We start from the raw sequence: 17,058 nt of genomic DNA, 5'->3' as shown, positions 1-17,058 counted from the left end.
TCGAATCTGCGGTCAGATCGCGATTCTTCAGGAAACCACGATCTGACCGCACGCTCGGCGCCCGAGAGCCCGCAGGCTCGGCGCCCGAGAACCCCGCTCTAGGGATCGCGCGGCAGCCCGAGCAGGCGTTCGGCGATGATGTTGAGCTGCACCTCGGAGGTGCCGCCGTAGATCGTCGTCGCGCGACCCGCGAGCAGGTATTCGGCCCACTTGCCCGACGGCTGGCCCTGGTCACCCACGGCGGCATCGGTGCCGAACGACGACACGCCGAACTCGGCGTAGCCCTGGCCGGTCTTCATCGACAACAGCTTGGAGATGGCGGCGGCGGGCATCGGGTCACCGCCGGCGAGCGTCAGCAGCGTCGAGCGCATGTTGAGCAGCTTGGCGGCGTGCCCCTCGGCGATCAGCCGGCCGGCCTCGTTCTGCTCGATCTGGTCGAAGTGGCCGTCGCGGACGAACTCGACGAACTGGTCGAGGCTGGCCAGGAACGGCGGCTCGCTGCTGCCGATCGACACGCGCTCGTTGGTCAGCGTGTTGCGGCTGACCTCCCACCCGCGGTCCACCTCGCCGAGCACCATGTCGTCGGGGACGAACACGTCGTCGATGAAGACGGTGTTGAACATCGCGTTGCCGGTGAGCTCCCGCAGCGGTTTGACCTCGACTCCCTCGGCCTTCATGTCGAGCAGGAAGTAGGTGATGCCCTGATGTTTGGGTGCGCTCGGGTCGGTGCGGGCCAGCAGCGCACCCCATTGCGAGAACTGCGCGCCGGTGGTCCAGATCTTCTGCCCGGTGATGCGCCACCCGCCGTCGACCTTGGTGGCCTTGGTGGTCAGGCTGGCCAGGTCCGAGCCCGCGCCCGGCTCGGAAAACAGCTGACACCAGATCATCTCGCCACGGAACGTCGGCGGCAGGAACTGTTGCTGCTGAGCTTCGGTGCCGTAGGCGACGATCGACGGGATGATCCACGCCGCGATGCCCATCTGGGGTCGCTTGACCCGCCCGGTGGAGAACTCCTGGGCGATGATGATCTGCTCGATCGGGGTGGCGGCCCGTCCCCACGGTGCGGGCAGGTGCGGTTGCACCCAGCCGCCCTCGGCGATGGCAGCGTTGCGTTCTTCTCTCGGAATCTCTTTCAGTGCTGCGACCTCGGCGCGGATCTCCTCGCGCAGCTTGAGCGTGTCGGGGTCCAGGTCGATGTCGATGGAGCGCATGCCGGTCGCCGTGGCGGTGTCGACCACCTGCTGGGGGTAGTCGGCGGCGCGGCCGAACGCCGCCGCCAGCACGATGGCGCGCCGGTAGTACACGTTGGTGTCGTGCTCCCAGGTGAAACCGATGCCGCCGTGGACCTGGATGCAGTCCTGGGCGCAGTGCTGGGCGGCGACGGGGGCGAGGGTCGCGGCGACGGCGGCGGCGAACTCGAAGGCGCTGGCCTTCGCATCGTCGTCCTGACTGCCCGCGCGTTCCTCGTCGATGGCGCGGGCGGCGTCCCACACCGCGGCGGTGGCGCGCTCGGTTTCGGCGATCATGTTGGCGCACTTGTGCTTGATGGCTTGAAATTGGCCGATCGGGCGACCGAATTGTTCCCGGATCTTGGCGTAGGCCGCGGCGGTGTCGGTGGCCCACCGCGCGACGCCGATGCACTCGGCCGACAGCAACGTCGTGATCAGGGCCCGGGCCAGCGTCTGCGGCAGGTTGGCCAGCACGCGGTCGTCGGTGACTTCGACGCCGTTGGCGCGCACGTGCGCGACGGGGCGCAGCGGGTCGACGGAGGCGACCGGCTCGATCTCGAGCTGGTCGGCGTCGAGGACCACCCACTCCTCGCCCGATTCGATCGCGACCGGCAGAACCAGCACCGAGGCCTGCGCGGCGGCGGGCACCGAGCGGGCTTCGCCGCGGATCACCAGGCCGTCTCCGTGCCGCGTCGCGGTCAGCGCCGAGCTGATCGCGTAGGTGGCGATCGTCTCGCCGGAGGCCAGGCCGTTGAGTACGGCGGCGTCGGGATCGTCGGCTGCGATCAGTGCGCTGGCGATGGCCGACGGCACGAACGGACCGGGCACGGCGCCGTAGCCGAACTCGGCGGCGACGATGGCCAGTTCCAGGATGCCGAAGCCCTGCCCGCCGACCGATTCGGCGAGATGGACGCCCTGCAGGCCTTGTTCGGCCGCCGACTTCCAGTAGGGCGGCGGGTTGGGGATCGGGCTCTCGAGGGCTTCGTGCAGAACCTCCGAGGGTGCGACGCGTGCGACGTACGAGCGCACGGAGTCGGCCAGGTCGTTGTGCTCTTCCAGGATGGCGATGGGCATGCGTAACCCTCCGTTGGGCTGACTAACCGGTCGGTTGGGGCCGAGACTACCCCGCCACCTGGTTCACCACGTTGGCGAGGTCGCGACCGTCACGAAGCCGCACGCAGTTGTCGACGGCCAGTTCCAGGTAGCGGCGCATCGTGTCGGCGGTGTACCAGGTGACGTGCGGGGTGAGCACGACGTTGGGCAGGTTCAGCAGCGGATTGTTCTCGGGCACCGGTTCCACGGCGAACACGTCCAGGCCGGCGGCCGCCAATCGGCCCGACCGCAGGGCGTCGGTCAGGGCTTCCTCGTCGACGATCGGTCCGCGCGCGGTGTTCACCAGCACCGCGCCCGGCTTGAGCCGGCGCAACGCCTCACGTCCGAGCAACCCGGTGGTGGCCTCGGTCAGTGGCAGATGCAGCGACACGATGTCGCTCTCGGCGAGCAGGTCGGGCAGGCTGCGCCACCCCGGCGTGCCGTCGTCTCTGGTGCTGGTGTGCAGCACCCGGGCGCCCATGGCGGCGACGATCCGTTCGACCCGTTTGGCGATGCTGCCGTAGCCGATCAGTCCGACGGTGCAGGAGCCGATGTCGCGGACGGTCTCACCGAGGGTGGGGTCCGACGGCCAGCCCGACCCGGTGCGGGTGGCGTGATCGAGGGCGGGCAGGCGGCGCAGTGCGGCAAGCATCAGCAACACCGTTCCCTCGGCGACCGACGGCGCGTTCGCGCCGGGCATGTTGGCCACCGCGATTCCGCGGGCGGAGGCGGCCGCGACGTCGATGGTGTTCACGCCCGCGCCGAGTTTGTGCACCAGCCGCAGGTGTGGCGCCCGGGCCAGGTCCGCACCCGACACCGGCCGCAGCACGTGCCACAGCACCTCGGCGTCGGACAGCTCGCGGTAGAACGTGTCGTCGTCGTCTTCGGCGCAGAAGCGCACGTCGAGCCAATCACGCTGGGCGGACAGGAAATCGGTGACCTTCTCGCCGGCCACGAAGTGGGCGAGCACCCTCACCATCGCGCGGTGATCCATTCGGCGATGGTGTCGGCCTGCTGGGTACGGGCGCCAGGTGTCGTGAAGTAGTGGTCGGTGTCGATGCTGCAGGCGGTCTTGTCGGTGCCGGCCAGCGCATCGTGGATGCGCTCGGCGTCGGAGGGGAACACGCCGGTGTCCTGCTCGGCGTTGATCACCAGTGCCGGGCAGGCGATGCGGCTGAGGTGGGGTTCGGCCCGGGTCTGAGCATGGCGCAGGCTCCACATGCCCAGCCAGTTACGCAACGTGCATGCCGATGCGATGCCGTAGGTGGACCGGTTCGCCCGTGCCGGGACCCCGGCGTAACACATGTTGGGTTGCCGGTTGGTCGGCTCCAGCGTGGCATCGACCATCCGCGGGTCGGCCCAGGTGCGCATCACCGTGAAGGGCCGGTCGGAGAAGCCGGCGGCGCGGATCCGGACGAGCTCGGCCAGCGCCCAGTCGGTGATGGCTTCGTTGCGCGCGACCTGAGCGGCACGGTAGCGGGCGACGAAGTCGGCCGAGTACGGCGGTGCGTTGCGTTCGTCGAACAGATCCAGGTCGGGATCGGTTGCCACCGCGTCGTTCTCGTCGGTGACCGAGGCGTCCATCCACGCCGTGAGCACGTCGGGCCTGCCGGGATGCGCGGCCGTGGCGACATAGCCGTCCGCTGGCGGCAGGTCGTCGAGCCCGGCCGCGGGGCGCATACCTTCCAGCGGGGTGACGTGGTGTGCGACAGCGTGCGCCTGATAGGCGGCCATCAGCGATCCGCCGCCCGAATTGCCCAGCAGGACAATGGTGTCGATGCCCTGCTCTTCACGCAGCCAGCGCACCCCGACACCGATGTCGACCAGCGCGTGATCGAGCAGGAAACTGCTTTCGAATCCGCGGAAACGGGTGTTCCATCCGAGGAAGCCGAACCCGCGGTCGGCCAGGTACTCGGCGAGATAGTGCTCGGAGAAGTCGATCTGGTAATGCGTCGCGATCATCGCCACGGTGGGACGGTGTCCCTCGGGGCGGTAGTAGAGCCCCTGGCAGGGATGTCCACCCGACCCGGCTCGGTGCGCCGTCGTCGAGTCCAGCCCGACGAATTCGCGGGTGACAGCCGTGGATGTGGTCATGGTTCTCCCGACTCCCGATGGTAGATCGTCCGGTAGAAGATTTCGGCGAGCGTCGTGATGCAGGCGTCGTCGTCGACGCTGGCCTCGTCACGGCTGCCGGACAGTTGGGAATAACAGAACTGGTTGAACATCGACACCAGTGCCACGGCGATCAACTGGGGGTCACTGCCCGTGCAGTAGCCTTGTCCCTGAACCTGTTTGACCAGCGACGCGATCAATTCGGTGGGAAATGCGCAGATCTCGCTCCAGTACTCGGCGAAGTCGGGGCTGATCATCGCCATCTGGGACACGCTGATGATCTCTGCGAGCCGGTTGCGGTAGGTGTGCCAGTGCGCCGCGGCGGCCTGGCGGGAGCGTTCCCGGTTGCTCAGCCCGGGTGCCGCCGCGGCCCGCGCGCGTTCGCGGGCTTCGTCGCGAAAGCGCAGTGCCCACTCGCGGACCATCGCTTCCTTGGAGTCGTAGTAGTTGTAGAACGACGCCGTGGAGCGGCCGGCCTCGCCGGCGATGTCGGCGACCGTGGCCGCCAGGATGCCCTTGCGGGCGATGACCCTGCGCGCAGCGTCGTCGATCGCCGCCTGGGTCTGGCGGCCGCGCGCTGTCGGCAACGGAGACCGCGCCACCGTGCCCATGTATCCAGCGCTCCTCGTTGATCGGCAACTGAATCTGATGTTAGATTCAGTTTTCCGCGGTGGCTACCCCGCGGGGACCCGGGACGGGGAGGCGACGGCGTGATCAAGCCGCACAACACCAACACCGAATTCGACCTCGGCGGCATCAACCACGTCGCGCTGGTGTGCTCGGACATGCAGAAGACGGTGGACTTCTACAGCAACGTGCTGGGCATGCCGCTGATCAAGTCCCTCGACCTGCCCGGCGGCATGGGGCAGCACTTCTTCTTCGACGCCGGCAACGGTGACTGCGTGGCGTTCTTCTGGTTCGCCGACGCCCCCGACCGCGTGCCCGGTATCTCCTCACCGGAGGCCATCCCCGGCATCGGTGACATCGTCAGCGCCGTGAGCACGATGAATCACCTGGCCTTTCATGTCCCGGCCGAGAAGTTCGACGAGTACCGGCAGCGGCTCAAGGCCAAGGGGGTCCGGGTCGGCCCGATCCTCAACCACGACGAAAGCCCCGCGCAGGTCTCACCGACCGTCCACCCGGGGGTGTACGTGCGGTCTTTCTACTTCCTGGACCCGGACGGCATCACCCTCGAGTTCGCTTGCTGGACCAAGCAGTTCGATGACGCCGACACCACCACCGAGCCGAAGACCGCCGCCGACCGACGGGTGCCGACCCGCGCCTAGGGGTCGCGGTAGAGCGCCGGGTCGCCGAGCCGGTCGATCAGCATGCCGAGTTGGTCGGCGAGTTGCTCGGGCGTGAAATCGAGGTCACCGGCCAACCACGCGCTCAGGGTCTGAGCCACGCCGCCGACGACGAAGTGACTGGCCGCCTTGATCCGCTCGTTGGCGGTCACGTGTAGCGCCGCCTCTGCGTGCTGTCCGGACAGCAGCGCGAACAACGCGCCGGACTCCGCGCGCTTGCGCACCACCACCGGGTTGGCCAGGCGATCGCTGAACAGCAGCCGGCCCACCCGCGCGTCGTCGGAGATGGTGCGCACCAGGTTGGTCATGCCGGCCCGGCTCTGTTCGCGAGCCGGTGCGGCGGCCACCGCCGCCTGCGTGGTGGCCGCGATGTCAGCGACCACCCAGTCGAACACCGCGCTGACGAAGGCGTCCTTGTCGGTGAAGTTCTCGTAGAAGTAGCGCGCCGCCAGACCGGACTGCGCACAGATGGCGCGCACCGTGAGGTCGCCGGGGGTGGGCGCGGCGCCGAGCAGGTCCAGGCCCGCAGTCAACAACCGGCGTCTGCGCTCGGCGATGCGCTGGCCGGCCTCGATTCCCCGGTACGGACGAATCTGGGCCATCACCCCATATTGACACCCGCCGCGCGGGGGGAGCAATATCAGGAAACGCGTGTTCGCACATTTGGTGACGGCACCGCCGAGAGGAGTGTGTCCAGTGACGGTGAGCGAGCCTGTTCGACAGGTCGATTCCCCTGCCGGCAGCCCCGAGGCCGCCGCCCGAGGAGGACGGGGCGGAGCCGACGACGGCATGCTCGGGCTGGGCCTGCTGGCCGGTCCGGCGAATGTGATCATGCAGCTGGCGCGTCCCGGGGTCGGTTACGGAGTGCTGGAGAGCCGCGTCGAAAGCGGCCGCATCGACCGGCATCCGATCAAGCGCGCCCGCACCACCTTCACCTATCTCGCGGTGTCCACCAGCGGGACTGCCGAGCAGAAGGCCGCCTTCCGGCGCGCGGTCAACGGGGCGCACGCGCAGGTGTTCTCCACCGACGAAAGCCCGGTGAAGTACCACGCCTTCGACAAGGACCTGCAGTTGTGGGTGGGCGCGTGCCTGTACAAGGGCGTCGTCGACGTGCACCGGATCTTCGGCGGAGAACCTGACGAGGACACCGCCGACCGGCTGTACCTGCAGGGGCGCGCGCTGGCCACGATGTTGCAGGTGCCCGAGTCGATGTGGCCCGCCGATCGCGCCGCGTTCGACCGCTACTGGCAGAAGTCCCTCGACGAGGTCCACATCGACGACACCGTCCGGGAGTTCCTCCATCCGATCGCACTCTCGCGTCTTCAGGGGCTCACCCTGCCCGGCCCGCTCCGGCGTCATACCGAAGGGCTGGCCCTGCTCATCACCACCGGATTCCTGCCGCAGCGTTTCCGCGACGAGATGCAGCTGAGCTGGGGGCCCGAGCAGCAACGCCGGTTCGACCGGCTGATGACGGTGCTGCGTACGGTGAACCGGATCTCGCCGCGAGTCGTGCGGGAATTCCCGTTCAACGTGCTGCTCAAGGACCTGGACTGGCGCATCCGCACGGGCCGTCCGCTGGTGTGACACCGCACCGCGCCGGTGATCTGGTTCACCGTGCGGTGCTACCCGGTGAGTCTCGACAGTGAGCTTATGCAATGCTAACTTCAGCAAAAGTTAGCTTAGCCATACATAAGTACGCTACGAGGGAGACTGCGGGCCCGGGGGACTGTCAGCCGGCACCGCGAATCACACACGCATGGACATTGGAAGTGACACCGTCGCGACGGTCGCCGGTCACCCGCACCGGATAGACCGCGACGTCATCAGCCGGTTCGCGACCTGCTGTCGCGCGCTCGGGTTGTCGGTGCACGACCGGCAGCGACCGGCGGATCTGGCCGCTGCCCGATCCGGGTTCGGCGCGCTGACCCGCGTCGCCGCCGACCAGTGCGACGCATGGACCGGCCTGGCCGCCGCCGGAGACGTGACACCGCAGGTGGTCGAGCAGATCTGGCAAACATCGGCCACCGCGGGCGCGCTGCAGCGTCAGATCGAGCTGGCGCCCGGCGCGCTCGGCTTCGGCTACGACACCGGTCTCTACCTGCGTTTCCGTGCCACCGCCCCGGCGGACTTCTCCCTTGCCTATGCGGTGTCCCTTTGCGAGGCAGCAGATTTCGGGACTGCTGAGCGCCTGGTCGGTGAGCTGCTGGAACACCGGCCCGGGTGGCTGCAGGCCCGCTGGGTGCGCGCGGCGATCCACTACCGGGCCGAGCGTTGGTCCGACGTGGTGCGGATGCTGACGCCGATGGTCGGTGACCGGTCCCTCGACGACGCGAGCGCTCACGCCGCCCGGGTGACCCTCGGCATCGCGCTGGCACGGCTGGGCATGTTCGCACCCGCGCTTTCGCACCTCGAACAACCCGACGGCCCACTGACCGTCGCCGCGACCGACGGTGCGCTGGCCAAGGCGCTGGCCCTGCGCGCCCAGGGCGAGGACGACGACGCACGCGAGCTGCTGCAGGAGCTCTACGCCGCGAATCCCGAGAACGCGCAGATCGAAGAGGCCCTGTCCGACGCCACATTCGGGTTCGCGACCACCACGGCGGCGCGCATCGAGGCGCGCACCGATCCGTGGGATCCCGGCACCGAGCCCGGGGAATCGGACTTCGTCGACCCCGGGGCCAAGGACCGCAAGGCGCACCTGCTGGTCGAGGCCGAGGCTGAGCTCGCCGAGTTCATCGGCCTCGAGGAGGTCAAATACCAGGTCGCCCGGCTGAAAAGCTCGGTGGCGATGGCGATCCGGCGCCAGGAGCGGGGGCTGGCCGTCGCCCAGCGCACCAATCACCTGGTGTTCGCCGGGCCGCCCGGAACGGGCAAGACCACCATCGCGCGGGTGGTCGCCAAGATCTATTGCGGACTGGGCCTGTTGAAGAAGGAGACCGTCCGCGAGGTGCACCGCGCCGATCTGATCGGCCAGCACATCGGTGAGACGGAGGCCAAGACCAACGCCATCATCGACAGCGCGCTCGACGGTGTGCTGTTCCTCGACGAGGCCTACGCGCTCGTGTCCACCGGGGCCAAGAACGACTTCGGACTCGTCGCCATCGACACGCTGCTGGCGCGGATGGAGAACGACCGTGACCGCCTGGTCGTCATCGTCGCCGGCTACCGCAAAGACCTCGACACCTTCCTCGACACCAACGAGGGTCTGCGCTCCCGCCTCACCCGCAGCATCGACTTCCCGTCCTACTCGTCGAAGGAGCTCGCCGAAATCGCCACTCGCATGGCCGAGAAGCGGGACTCGCGCTTCGACCAGGCCGCCCGCGCCGACATGGAACGGCTCTTCGCCCACCTCGCGGAGTCCTCCACCCCCGACGCCGCGGGCGTGCAGCGACGCAGCCTCGACATCGCCGGCAACGGGCGTTTCGTGCGTAACCTCGTCGAGCGTTCCGAGGAGGAGCGCGAGTATCGCCTCGACCACACGCCGCGCACCGACGACGCCGGGGACTTCACCGACGACGAGCTGATGACCATCACCGCCGCCGACGTCGCCAACTCGGCGGCACCGCTGCTGCGCGGGCTCGGTCTGTCGGTGCCCGACCAACAGCCGGGCCGGTCGTGACCGCGCCCGACGGGGACCGGCGTTCGTTCAGCTCGCGGACACCGGCTAACGAGAACCCCGACCGCGTCAGCTACCGCCGCGGGTTCGTGACCCGGCATCAGGTGACCGGGTGGCGATTCGTCATGCGCCGCATCGCCTCCGGTGTCGCGCTGCACGACACGAGAATGCTGGTCGACCCGCTCCGCACCCAGTCGCGGGCCGTGCTCGTCGGCGCGCTGGTTCTCGTCACCGGCATCGTCGGCTGCTTCCTGTTCTCGCTGATCCGGCCCTCGGGGTCGGCGGGCGACGACGCGATCCTCGCCGACCGGGACACCGCAGCGCTGTACGTGCGTCTCGGCGAACAGCTGCACCCGGTCCTGAACCTGGCCTCCGCGCGGCTCATCACCGGCCGGCCGGACAACCCGGCGCTGGTGAAGAGCAGCGAGCTCGACCAGTTCCCCCGCGGCAACATGCTCGGCATCCCCGGTGCCCCGGAACGCATGGTGGCCAACCAGACCCGCGACGCCTTCTGGACGGTCTGCGACGCGGCGACCGGATCCCAGGCCGGGGTCACGGTCATCGCCGGGCCGCCCGCCACCGACGGCGAGCGCGCCGGCGCCCTGCCCGCCGATCAGGCCGTGCTGGCCGAGAACGGCGGCATCACGTGGCTGCTGTGGAACGGTCGCCGCAGCGCCGTCGACCTCGCCGACCGTGCCGTGGTCGAGGGCCTCGGCATCGGCGCCGAGATCGCCGGGCGAGGGCCACAGCCGATCGCCGACGGCCTGTTCAACGCGATACCCGAAGGGCCGGCGCTGGTCTCACCGCTGATCCCGGGAGCCGGCACACCCGCACAGGTGCCGCTGCCGGTCGATGCGCCGGTCGGGACGGTCCTGGTGGCCTACGAGGCGGACAACACGTTGCGCCACTACGTGGTGCTGCCCGACGGTCTGCAGCCCATCCCGGTGGTGCTGGCCTCGATCCTGCGCAACACCAACTCTTACGGTTTCGCCGCGCCCCCGCGGATCGGTGCCGACGAGGTGGCGCGGGTCCCGGTCGCCGACGGCATCGACACCTCGGTGTATCCGGCGCAGCCGCTCGACCTCGTCGACCCCACCGCCGACCCCGTCACCTGCGTCGTCTGGGCGAAACCAGAGGGTGCGCAGGAGAACTCGTTGACCTTGCTGTCCGGCTCCACGCTTCCCACCCCGGCCGGACTGCATACCGTCGATCTGGTGAGTTCGGGCGGCCCGGGTGGACCGGCCACCCGCGTAGCCCTGACCCCGGGCACCGGATACTTCGTCGACAGTCGCGGATCGCTGTTCTGGGTCAGCGACACCGGCGTGCGCTACGGCATCGACACCGGCCAGAGCGGCTCCGGTGAAGCCGGATTCGACTCCGTCGAGGCGCTCGGCTTGACCTCGGCTCCGCTGCCGATCCCGTGGTCGGTGCTGTCCCAGTTCGCCGCCGGTCCGACGCTGTCACGCGCCGACGCGCTCCTGGCGCACGACACGCTGGCTCCCGCCGCGGCGCCGGCCCGGTTGGAGAACCTCACGAGTATGGAAAACCCATGAGCAGGCTGATCTTCGAGCACCGCAAGCGGATCCAGCCGCCAGCGACCCGTCAAGGCACCATCACCATCGAGCCGCCGCCGGAGCTGCCCCGGGTGGTGCCGCCGTCACTGCTGCGCCGCGTCCTGCCGTTCCTGATCGTCATCCTGATCGTCGGGATGATCGTCGCACTGGTCGCCACCGGTCTGAGGTTGATCTCGCCGACAACCCTGTTCTTCCCGTTCGTGCTACTCCTGGCCGCGACCGCGCTGTACCGGGGCTCGGACAACAAGCTCCGCACCGAAGAGGTCGATGCCGAACGCGCCGACTACCTGCGCTACCTGTCGGTGATCCGCGACAACGTCCGCGCCCACGCCGACGAACAACGCGCCGGCCTGGAGTGGTCACATCCGGACCCGGTGGCACTGGCCGGTGTGCCGGGCACCCGCCGGCAGTGGGAGCGCGACCCCCGCGACCGCGACTTCCTGGTGCTGCGCGCCGGCCTGCACGACCAGGCCCTCGACGCGGCACTGCGGGTCAAGGACACCGCCGAGGAGATCGACCTGGAACCGGTGTCGCACACGACGTTGCGCGGCCTGCTCGACACCCAGCGGACCCTGCACGACGCTCCGGCCGGTATCGACCTGACCAAGGTCGCGCGGATCACCGTGGTGGGCGACGCCGACGAGGTCGACGGTGCTGTGCGCGCCTGGCTGGCCCAGGCGATGACCTGGCACGACCCCTCGGTGCTCGGAATCGGCTACGCAGGAACCAAATTGGACGACGACGACTGGTCGTGGCTGAAGTGGTTGCCCCATGTCGACGTGCCCGGCCAGGTCGACGGGGTCGGTCCCGCGCGTTATCTGACGGCCGACGCCACTGCGCTGCGCCGGCTGCTGGCCCCCGCCCTCGCCGATCGGGGACCGTTCACCGGTGACGGCAGCGAAAACGTCAAGCACCTGCTGCTCGTGCTCGACGACCCCGACGCCGACCCCGACGAGCTGACCGGGGGAGTCGATCCCGCCGGCGTCACGGTCATTCATCGGACCGTCGCCGAACCGCACCGCGAGCAGTACCCGGATCCCGAGCGGCCCATCCTGCGGATCTCCGACGGCCGGATCCAGCGGTGGCAGACCGGCGGCTGGGCCCCCTACATCGACACCGCCGACCGGCTCGACGCGGCCGACGCGCGGCACCTCGCCCGCCGGCTCTCGCGCTGGGATTCCAATCCCAGCCACGGCCGCTCGGCCGCCACCGGTGGAGCGGCCTTCACCACGCTGCTCGGCATCCCGGACGCCTCGGCGCTGGACGTGGCCGCGCTGTGGGCCCCCCGCAACCGCGACGACGAACTGCGGGTGCCGATCGGCGTCACCGCCACCGGTGAACCGCTGTACTTCGACCTCAAGGACGAAGCCGAGGGCGGTATGGGTCCCCACGGGTTGATGATCGGGATGACCGGCTCGGGCAAGTCCCAGACCCTGATGGCGATCCTGCTGTCGTTGCTGACCACCCACCCGGCCGACCGGCTGATCGTCATCTACGCCGACTTCAAGGGTGAGGCCGGGGCGGACATCTTCCGCAACTTCCCGCAGGTCGTCGCCGTCATCTCGAACATGGCCGAGAAGCGTTCGCTGGCAGACCGGTTCGCCGACACCCTGCGCGGCGAGGTCGCCCGGCGCGAGCAGCTGCTCAAAGAGGCCGGCCGCCGGGTGCAGGGCAGTGCGTTCAACTCGGTCACCGAATACGAGAACGCCGTGGCCGAGGGACACGACCTGCCACCGATCCCGACGCTGTTCGTGGTGGCCGACGAGTTCACCCTCATGCTCGCCGATCATCCCGAGTACGCCGACCTGTTCGACTATGTCGCCCGCAAGGGCCGCTCGTTCCGCATCCACCTGCTCTTCGCGTCCCAGACGCTCGACGTGGGCCGGATCAAGGACATCGACAAGAACACGTCCTACCGGATCGGTCTGAAAGTGGCCAGCCCCAGCGTGTCCCGGCAGATCATCGGGGTGGAGGACGCGTACCACATCGAGTCGGGCCGGGAGCACAAAGGCGTGGGGTTCCTCGTCCCGGCGCCGGGCGCACTGCCGGTCAAGTTCCGCAGCACCTACGTCGACGGCATCTATGAGCCGCCACGCGTGGACCGGTCGATCGTCGTGCACGCCATCCCCAAGCCGCAGGCGTTCCCCGCCGGCTGGGTGGACCCGGAACCGGACACCGTCATCGTCGACGACGGCGCCGACGTCGAGGTGCTGCCGCCGCGCAAGCTGATCGCCACCATCGGCGACCAGCTGGCCCACTACGGACCGCGCGCACCGCAATTGTGGCTGCCGCCACTGGACGAGCCGATCGCGCTCGACGACGTACTGACCCGCTCGGGAATCGCGGCCGGGCAGTGGCGTTGGCCGCTCGGCGAGATCGACCGCCCCTTCGACATGCGGCGCGACACGCTGGTTTTCGATGCCACCTCGGCCTCGTCGAACCTGGTGATCCACGGCGGCCCGAAGTCGGGCAAGTCCACCGCCCTGCAGACGTTCGTGCTCTCCGCGGCTGCCCTGCACGCGCCGGGTGACGTGACGTTCTACTGTCTGGACTACGGCGGCGGGCAGCTGCGGGCTCTGGACGGCCTCGCACACGTCGGTGGGGTGGCCTCCCCGCTGGAGTCGGAGAAGATCCGCCGCACCTTCGGCGAACTCGACCAGTTGCTGCGCGCCCGCCAGCAGGCCGGCGGGGCCAACGGCGGCGACTACCGCGACGGCTACGGCGAGGTGTTCCTGCTCATCGACAACCTGTACGCGTTCAGCCGGGACAACACCGACACGTTCAACACCCGTAACCCACTGCTGGCCAAGGTGACCGAGCTGGTGAACACCGGCATGGCCTACGGCATCCACGTCGTGATCACGACCCCGAACTGGCTCGAGGTGCCGCTGGGGATGCGCGACGGGCTCGGGCTGCGCCTGGAACTGCGGCTGCACGACCCCCGCGACAGCAACGTGCGGGTCACCGGAGCGCTGCGCCGCCCCGCCGAGGCGGTGCCGGTCGACCAGCCCGGCCGCGGCCTGACCATGGCGGCGGAGCATTTCCTGTTCGCCCGCCCCTCCCTGGAATCGATTCCCGCGCTCAACGCCCGGCACCCCGACCGCAGCGCGCCGCCGGTGCGGCTGCTGCCGACCAACCTGTCACCCGATGTGCTGGGCCCGCTGTACCCGGCAGCGGAGCGGGTGGTCATCGGGCAGCGCGAGACCGACCTGGCGCCGGTCGGCGTCGACTTCACCGACAACCCGCTGATGATGGTGTTCGGCGACGCCAAGACCGGTAAGACGACGCTGCTGCGGCACCTGATCCGGACCATCCGGGAGAACTCGCGCCCGGACCAGGTGGCGTTCACGGTGCTCGACCGCCGGCTGCACCTGGTCGACGAGCCGCTGTTCCCGGACAACGAGTACACCCCGAACATCGACCGGATCCTGCCGGCGATGCTGGGCCTGTCCGCGCTGATCGAGCAGCGCCGCCCACCCGCCGGCCTGAGCCCGCAGGAGCTCAGCCGCTGGGACTACCGCACCGTGGCCCGCGACAGCCACACCCACTACCTGATCATCGACGACGTCGACCAGATCCCCGACGGCCCCGCCACCAGCGGCCCGTTCGCGGGACAGCGTCCGTGGACCCCGCTGCTCGGATTGCTCTCGCAGGCTTCCGATCTGGGGTTGCGGGTGATCGTCACCGCCCGGGCGGCAGGCTCGGCGCATGCGGTGATGACGGCACCGCTGCTGCGTCGGCTCAACGACCTGCAGGCGACCCTGCTGATGCTGTCGGGTAACCCGCAGGACAGCGGCAAGATCCGCGGGCACCGGTTCAGCCGGCTGCCGGTCGGGCGGGGCATGCTGCTCGACGCCACCGACACCCCGAGCTTCGTTCAACTCGTCAACCCGTTGGCCGAAGCCGCCACCGCCCACCGCGGCGGAGAGGAGAACCACCGATGACCCTGCGTGTCGTCCCCGAAGGGCTCACCGCCGCCAGCGCGGCGGTGGAGGCACTCACCGCGCGCATGGCCGCCGCCCAGGCCGCCGCCGCGCCGGTCGTCGGCGCCGTCGTTCCGCCGGCGGTCGACCCGGTGTCCCTGCAGACCGCCGCGGCGTTCAGCGCCGCTGCGGCCGAACACCAGACGGTGGCGGCCCAGGGCGTCGAAGAACTCGGCCGCTCCGGTGTCGGGGTCGGCGAGTCCGCCGCCAGCTACGCCAGCGGTGACGCGATGGGCGCCACCGCCTACCTGATCGCCCGAGGCTGAGCGGTATGACGGCCCCCGTCTGGATGGCGTTGCCACCCGAGGTGCACTCGGCGTCGCTGAGCAGCGGCCCCGGTCCGGGGCCTCTGCTGGCAGCCGCAGGCACGTGGCACTCGCTGAGCGCCGAATATGCGACCGCAGCAGCCGAACTGACCGCCATCCTGGCCGACGTGCAGGCCGGAGCGTGGGAGGGGCCCAGCGCCGAACAGTACGTCGCCGCGCACGCCCCCTACCTGGCCTGGCTGACTCAGCAGAGCGCCGTCAGCACGGCGACCGCGGCGCAGCACGAGACCGCGGCCGCGGCCTACTCGAGCGCGCTGGCGGCGATGCCCACCCTGCCGGAGCTCGCCCTCAACCACACCACCCACGCGGTGCTGGTGGCCACCAACTTCCTTGGCATCAACACCATCCCGATCGCGCTCAACGAAGCCGACTACGTGCGGATGTGGATCCAGGCCGCCACCACCATGGGTACCTACCAGGCGGTCTCGGGCGCGGCCGTCGCCGCGACTCCGACGTCCACCCCGGCGCCGTTCATCCTGATGCCGGGGGTCGGCGAAGCCGGGCGCGCCGCCGCGGACACGATGGCCGCCGCCGCTCAGCTGCAGGCGGCCGAAGCAGGCAGCTCCTTCGATCTCGGCGACATCATCGCCGACCTGATCCGGTTCTACGGCGAGATCCTGCGGTTCCTGTTCGAGCCCATCATCGACTTCCTGCGCAACCCGATCGGCAACACTATCCAGCTGATCACCGACTTCCTCACCAACCCGGCGCAGGCACTGATCACGTGGGGGCCGTTCCTGTTCGCGGTGGCCTACCAGGCGGTTTCCTGGATCGGCGCCTCGATCCTGTACCCGTCGCTGCTGCTGGCCCCGCTGGTGGGCGCGGCGCTGGGCATCGTGCTGGGGATCGGCGCCTACCTGCTCGACCGGCTGCCCGAACAGCCTCCGGCCGAGGAACCCGTTGAGGAGACCGCGCCGGCCGCCCAAGGGCAGTCACCGACGCGCAGCGACCAGGGCCTGCCGGCCGCCCCGCTCTCGACGCCCGCGCCGGGAAGCGCTGCGCCCGCGGTCAACACCGTCTCCGCCGGATCGGCCCCCGGCGCGGCGGCACCGGCCTCGGCCGCAGCCCCCCTGGCGCCGTATGCGGTGGTGGGCCGCGACCCCGACGGCGGACTGTCACCCACCGTCCGTGACTCCACCGGGGCGAAGGCTCCTTCGGCGACGATCCCCGCAGCCGCATCGGGCATCGCCGCCTCGGCCGCCGAACGACGTCGACGGCGCCGCAGGCAGAAAGAAGACATCAAAGGGCGCGGCTACGCCGACGCCGTCATGGACTACGAGGACGAACCGGACGCCGACCCGACCGCGCCAGAGCCGGGTGTGAGCGCCTCGGCCCGCGGGGCCGGACCGATGGGGTTCTCCGGCACCGTCAGCACAGGCACCGAGCAGGCGGGCGGTTTGACCACGCTGGCCGGAGACTCGTTCGGCGGCGGGCCCAAGAGTCCGATGCTGCCGGGCAGCTGGGACCCCGACACCCCCACAGACGCAGACGACAACCACCACAGAGAGGAAAACCCATGAGCCTTCTCGATGCTCATATCCCGCAGCTGGTCGCCTCGGAGAGCGCGTTCGGCGCCAAGGCGGCCCTGATGCGCAGCACCATCACCCAGGCGGAACAGGCCGCGCAATCCGCGCAGGCGTTCCACATGGGCGAGTCGTCAGCGGCCTTCCAGGCCGCCCATGCGCGCTTCGTCGAGGTCTCGGCGAAGATCAACGCGCTGCTCGACCTCGCGCAGGCCAACGTCGGTGACGCTGCCGCCTCCTACGTCGCCGAGGACGCCGCCGCCGCCAGCACCTACACCGGCATCTGATCCGGTCCCAAC

Annotated in this window: 13 protein-coding genes; 8 read left to right on the top strand and 5 right to left on the bottom strand. The window is 69.8% G+C overall.

Annotated elements, in window-relative coordinates; all coding sequences use genetic code 11:
• Positions 1-98: 98 nt before the first annotated feature.
• The 4 genes from ACEWX3_RS26540 to ACEWX3_RS26525 are packed head-to-tail and all read right to left on the bottom strand — an operon-like array spanning position 99 to position 5,044.
• Complete coding sequence (locus ACEWX3_RS26540) at positions 99-2,303, bottom strand: acyl-CoA dehydrogenase (RefSeq protein ID WP_221350369.1); 2,205 nt, start codon at positions 2,301-2,303, stop codon at positions 99-101.
• Between the two features lie 46 nt (positions 2,304-2,349).
• Positions 2,350-3,315, bottom strand: a complete 966-nt coding sequence (locus tag ACEWX3_RS26535) for a 2-hydroxyacid dehydrogenase (protein ID WP_374158169.1) — start codon at positions 3,313-3,315, stop codon at positions 2,350-2,352.
• Positions 3,294-4,415: an alpha/beta hydrolase gene (locus tag ACEWX3_RS26530; RefSeq protein ID WP_374158168.1), complete on the bottom strand. Its 1,122-nt coding sequence runs from the start codon at positions 4,413-4,415 to the stop codon at positions 3,294-3,296. The genes ACEWX3_RS26535 and ACEWX3_RS26530 overlap by 22 nt, the downstream gene beginning before the upstream one ends.
• On the bottom strand, positions 4,412-5,044 hold the full coding sequence (locus tag ACEWX3_RS26525; RefSeq protein WP_374158167.1) for a TetR/AcrR family transcriptional regulator: 633 nt from the start codon (positions 5,042-5,044) through the stop codon (positions 4,412-4,414). The genes ACEWX3_RS26530 and ACEWX3_RS26525 overlap by 4 nt, the downstream gene beginning before the upstream one ends.
• A gap of 99 nt (positions 5,045-5,143) precedes the next feature.
• Between ACEWX3_RS26525 and ACEWX3_RS26520 the strand changes: the two genes are divergently transcribed.
• Entirely contained in the window at positions 5,144-5,719 is a 576-nt protein-coding gene (locus tag ACEWX3_RS26520; RefSeq protein ID WP_374158166.1) for a VOC family protein, read from the top strand.
• On the opposite strand, the gene ACEWX3_RS26515 is transcribed toward ACEWX3_RS26520, so the two are convergent.
• A complete protein-coding gene (locus tag ACEWX3_RS26515) occupies positions 5,716-6,339 on the bottom strand; it encodes a TetR/AcrR family transcriptional regulator (RefSeq protein ID WP_152515114.1) in 624 nt (207 codons plus the stop codon). The two genes, ACEWX3_RS26520 and ACEWX3_RS26515, sit on opposite strands and share 4 nt — an antisense overlap.
• A 94-nt stretch (positions 6,340-6,433) precedes the next feature.
• Between ACEWX3_RS26515 and ACEWX3_RS26510 the strand changes: the two genes are divergently transcribed.
• The 7 genes from ACEWX3_RS26510 to esxG all read left to right on the top strand — a co-directional run bounded on the left by ACEWX3_RS26510 (position 6,434) and on the right by esxG (position 17,046).
• The gene (locus ACEWX3_RS26510; RefSeq protein WP_374158165.1) at positions 6,434-7,321 is read left to right on the top strand and encodes an oxygenase MpaB family protein; all 888 of its coding nucleotides are present in this window, start codon (positions 6,434-6,436) and stop codon (positions 7,319-7,321) included.
• Between the two features lie 172 nt (positions 7,322-7,493).
• Complete coding sequence (eccA, locus tag ACEWX3_RS26505; protein ID WP_374158164.1) at positions 7,494-9,356, top strand: type VII secretion AAA-ATPase EccA; 1,863 nt, start codon at positions 7,494-7,496, stop codon at positions 9,354-9,356.
• A complete protein-coding gene (gene eccB, locus ACEWX3_RS26500) occupies positions 9,353-10,906 on the top strand; it encodes a type VII secretion protein EccB (RefSeq protein ID WP_374158163.1) in 1,554 nt (517 codons plus the stop codon). Before eccA ends, eccB begins: the two co-directional genes overlap by 4 nt.
• On the top strand, positions 10,903-14,871 hold the full coding sequence (eccCa, locus tag ACEWX3_RS26495) for a type VII secretion protein EccCa (RefSeq protein ID WP_374158162.1): 3,969 nt from the start codon (positions 10,903-10,905) through the stop codon (positions 14,869-14,871). Before eccB ends, eccCa begins: the two co-directional genes overlap by 4 nt.
• Positions 14,868-15,176 carry a PE family protein gene (locus ACEWX3_RS26490; RefSeq protein WP_207064993.1) on the top strand — a complete coding sequence of 103 codons (309 nt, stop codon included), beginning with the start codon at positions 14,868-14,870 and terminating at the stop codon, positions 15,174-15,176. The genes eccCa and ACEWX3_RS26490 overlap by 4 nt, the downstream gene beginning before the upstream one ends.
• A 5-nt stretch (positions 15,177-15,181) precedes the next feature.
• Complete coding sequence (locus ACEWX3_RS26485) at positions 15,182-16,756, top strand: PPE family protein (RefSeq protein ID WP_207064994.1); 1,575 nt, start codon at positions 15,182-15,184, stop codon at positions 16,754-16,756.
• Complete coding sequence (esxG, locus tag ACEWX3_RS26480) at positions 16,753-17,046, top strand: type VII secretion system protein EsxG (protein WP_374158161.1); 294 nt, start codon at positions 16,753-16,755, stop codon at positions 17,044-17,046. Before ACEWX3_RS26485 ends, esxG begins: the two co-directional genes overlap by 4 nt.
• The last annotated feature ends 12 nt before the right edge of the window (positions 17,047-17,058 follow it).

The organism is Mycobacterium sp. G7A2, from assembly GCF_041902445.1.
Classification (GTDB): domain Bacteria; phylum Actinomycetota; class Actinomycetes; order Mycobacteriales; family Mycobacteriaceae; genus Mycobacterium.
The sequence above is the reverse complement of the archived record's forward strand: the minus strand, read 5'-3'. Positions and strand labels throughout refer to the sequence as shown.

What these genes read in the sequence shown, in the direction of transcription:
- ACEWX3_RS26540 (WP_221350369.1), bottom strand. Translation starts at nt 2,303, where the DNA reads ATGCCCATCGCCATCCTGGAAGAGCACAACGACCTGGCCGACTCCGTG.
- ACEWX3_RS26535 (WP_374158169.1), bottom strand. Translation starts at nt 3,315, where the DNA reads ATGGATCACCGCGCGATGGTGAGGGTGCTCGCCCACTTCGTGGCCGGC.
- ACEWX3_RS26530 (WP_374158168.1), bottom strand. Translation starts at nt 4,415, where the DNA reads ATGACCACATCCACGGCTGTCACCCGCGAATTCGTCGGGCTGGACTCG.
- ACEWX3_RS26525 (WP_374158167.1), bottom strand. Translation starts at nt 5,044, where the DNA reads ATGGGCACGGTGGCGCGGTCTCCGTTGCCGACAGCGCGCGGCCGCCAG.
- ACEWX3_RS26515 (WP_152515114.1), bottom strand. Translation starts at nt 6,339, where the DNA reads ATGGCCCAGATTCGTCCGTACCGGGGAATCGAGGCCGGCCAGCGCATC.
- eccA (WP_374158164.1), top strand. Translation starts at nt 7,494, where the DNA reads ATGGACATTGGAAGTGACACCGTCGCGACGGTCGCCGGTCACCCGCAC.
- eccCa (WP_374158162.1), top strand. Translation starts at nt 10,903, where the DNA reads ATGAGCAGGCTGATCTTCGAGCACCGCAAGCGGATCCAGCCGCCAGCG.
- ACEWX3_RS26490 (WP_207064993.1), top strand. Translation starts at nt 14,868, where the DNA reads ATGACCCTGCGTGTCGTCCCCGAAGGGCTCACCGCCGCCAGCGCGGCG.
- ACEWX3_RS26485 (WP_207064994.1), top strand. Translation starts at nt 15,182, where the DNA reads ATGACGGCCCCCGTCTGGATGGCGTTGCCACCCGAGGTGCACTCGGCG.
- esxG (WP_374158161.1), top strand. Translation starts at nt 16,753, where the DNA reads ATGAGCCTTCTCGATGCTCATATCCCGCAGCTGGTCGCCTCGGAGAGC.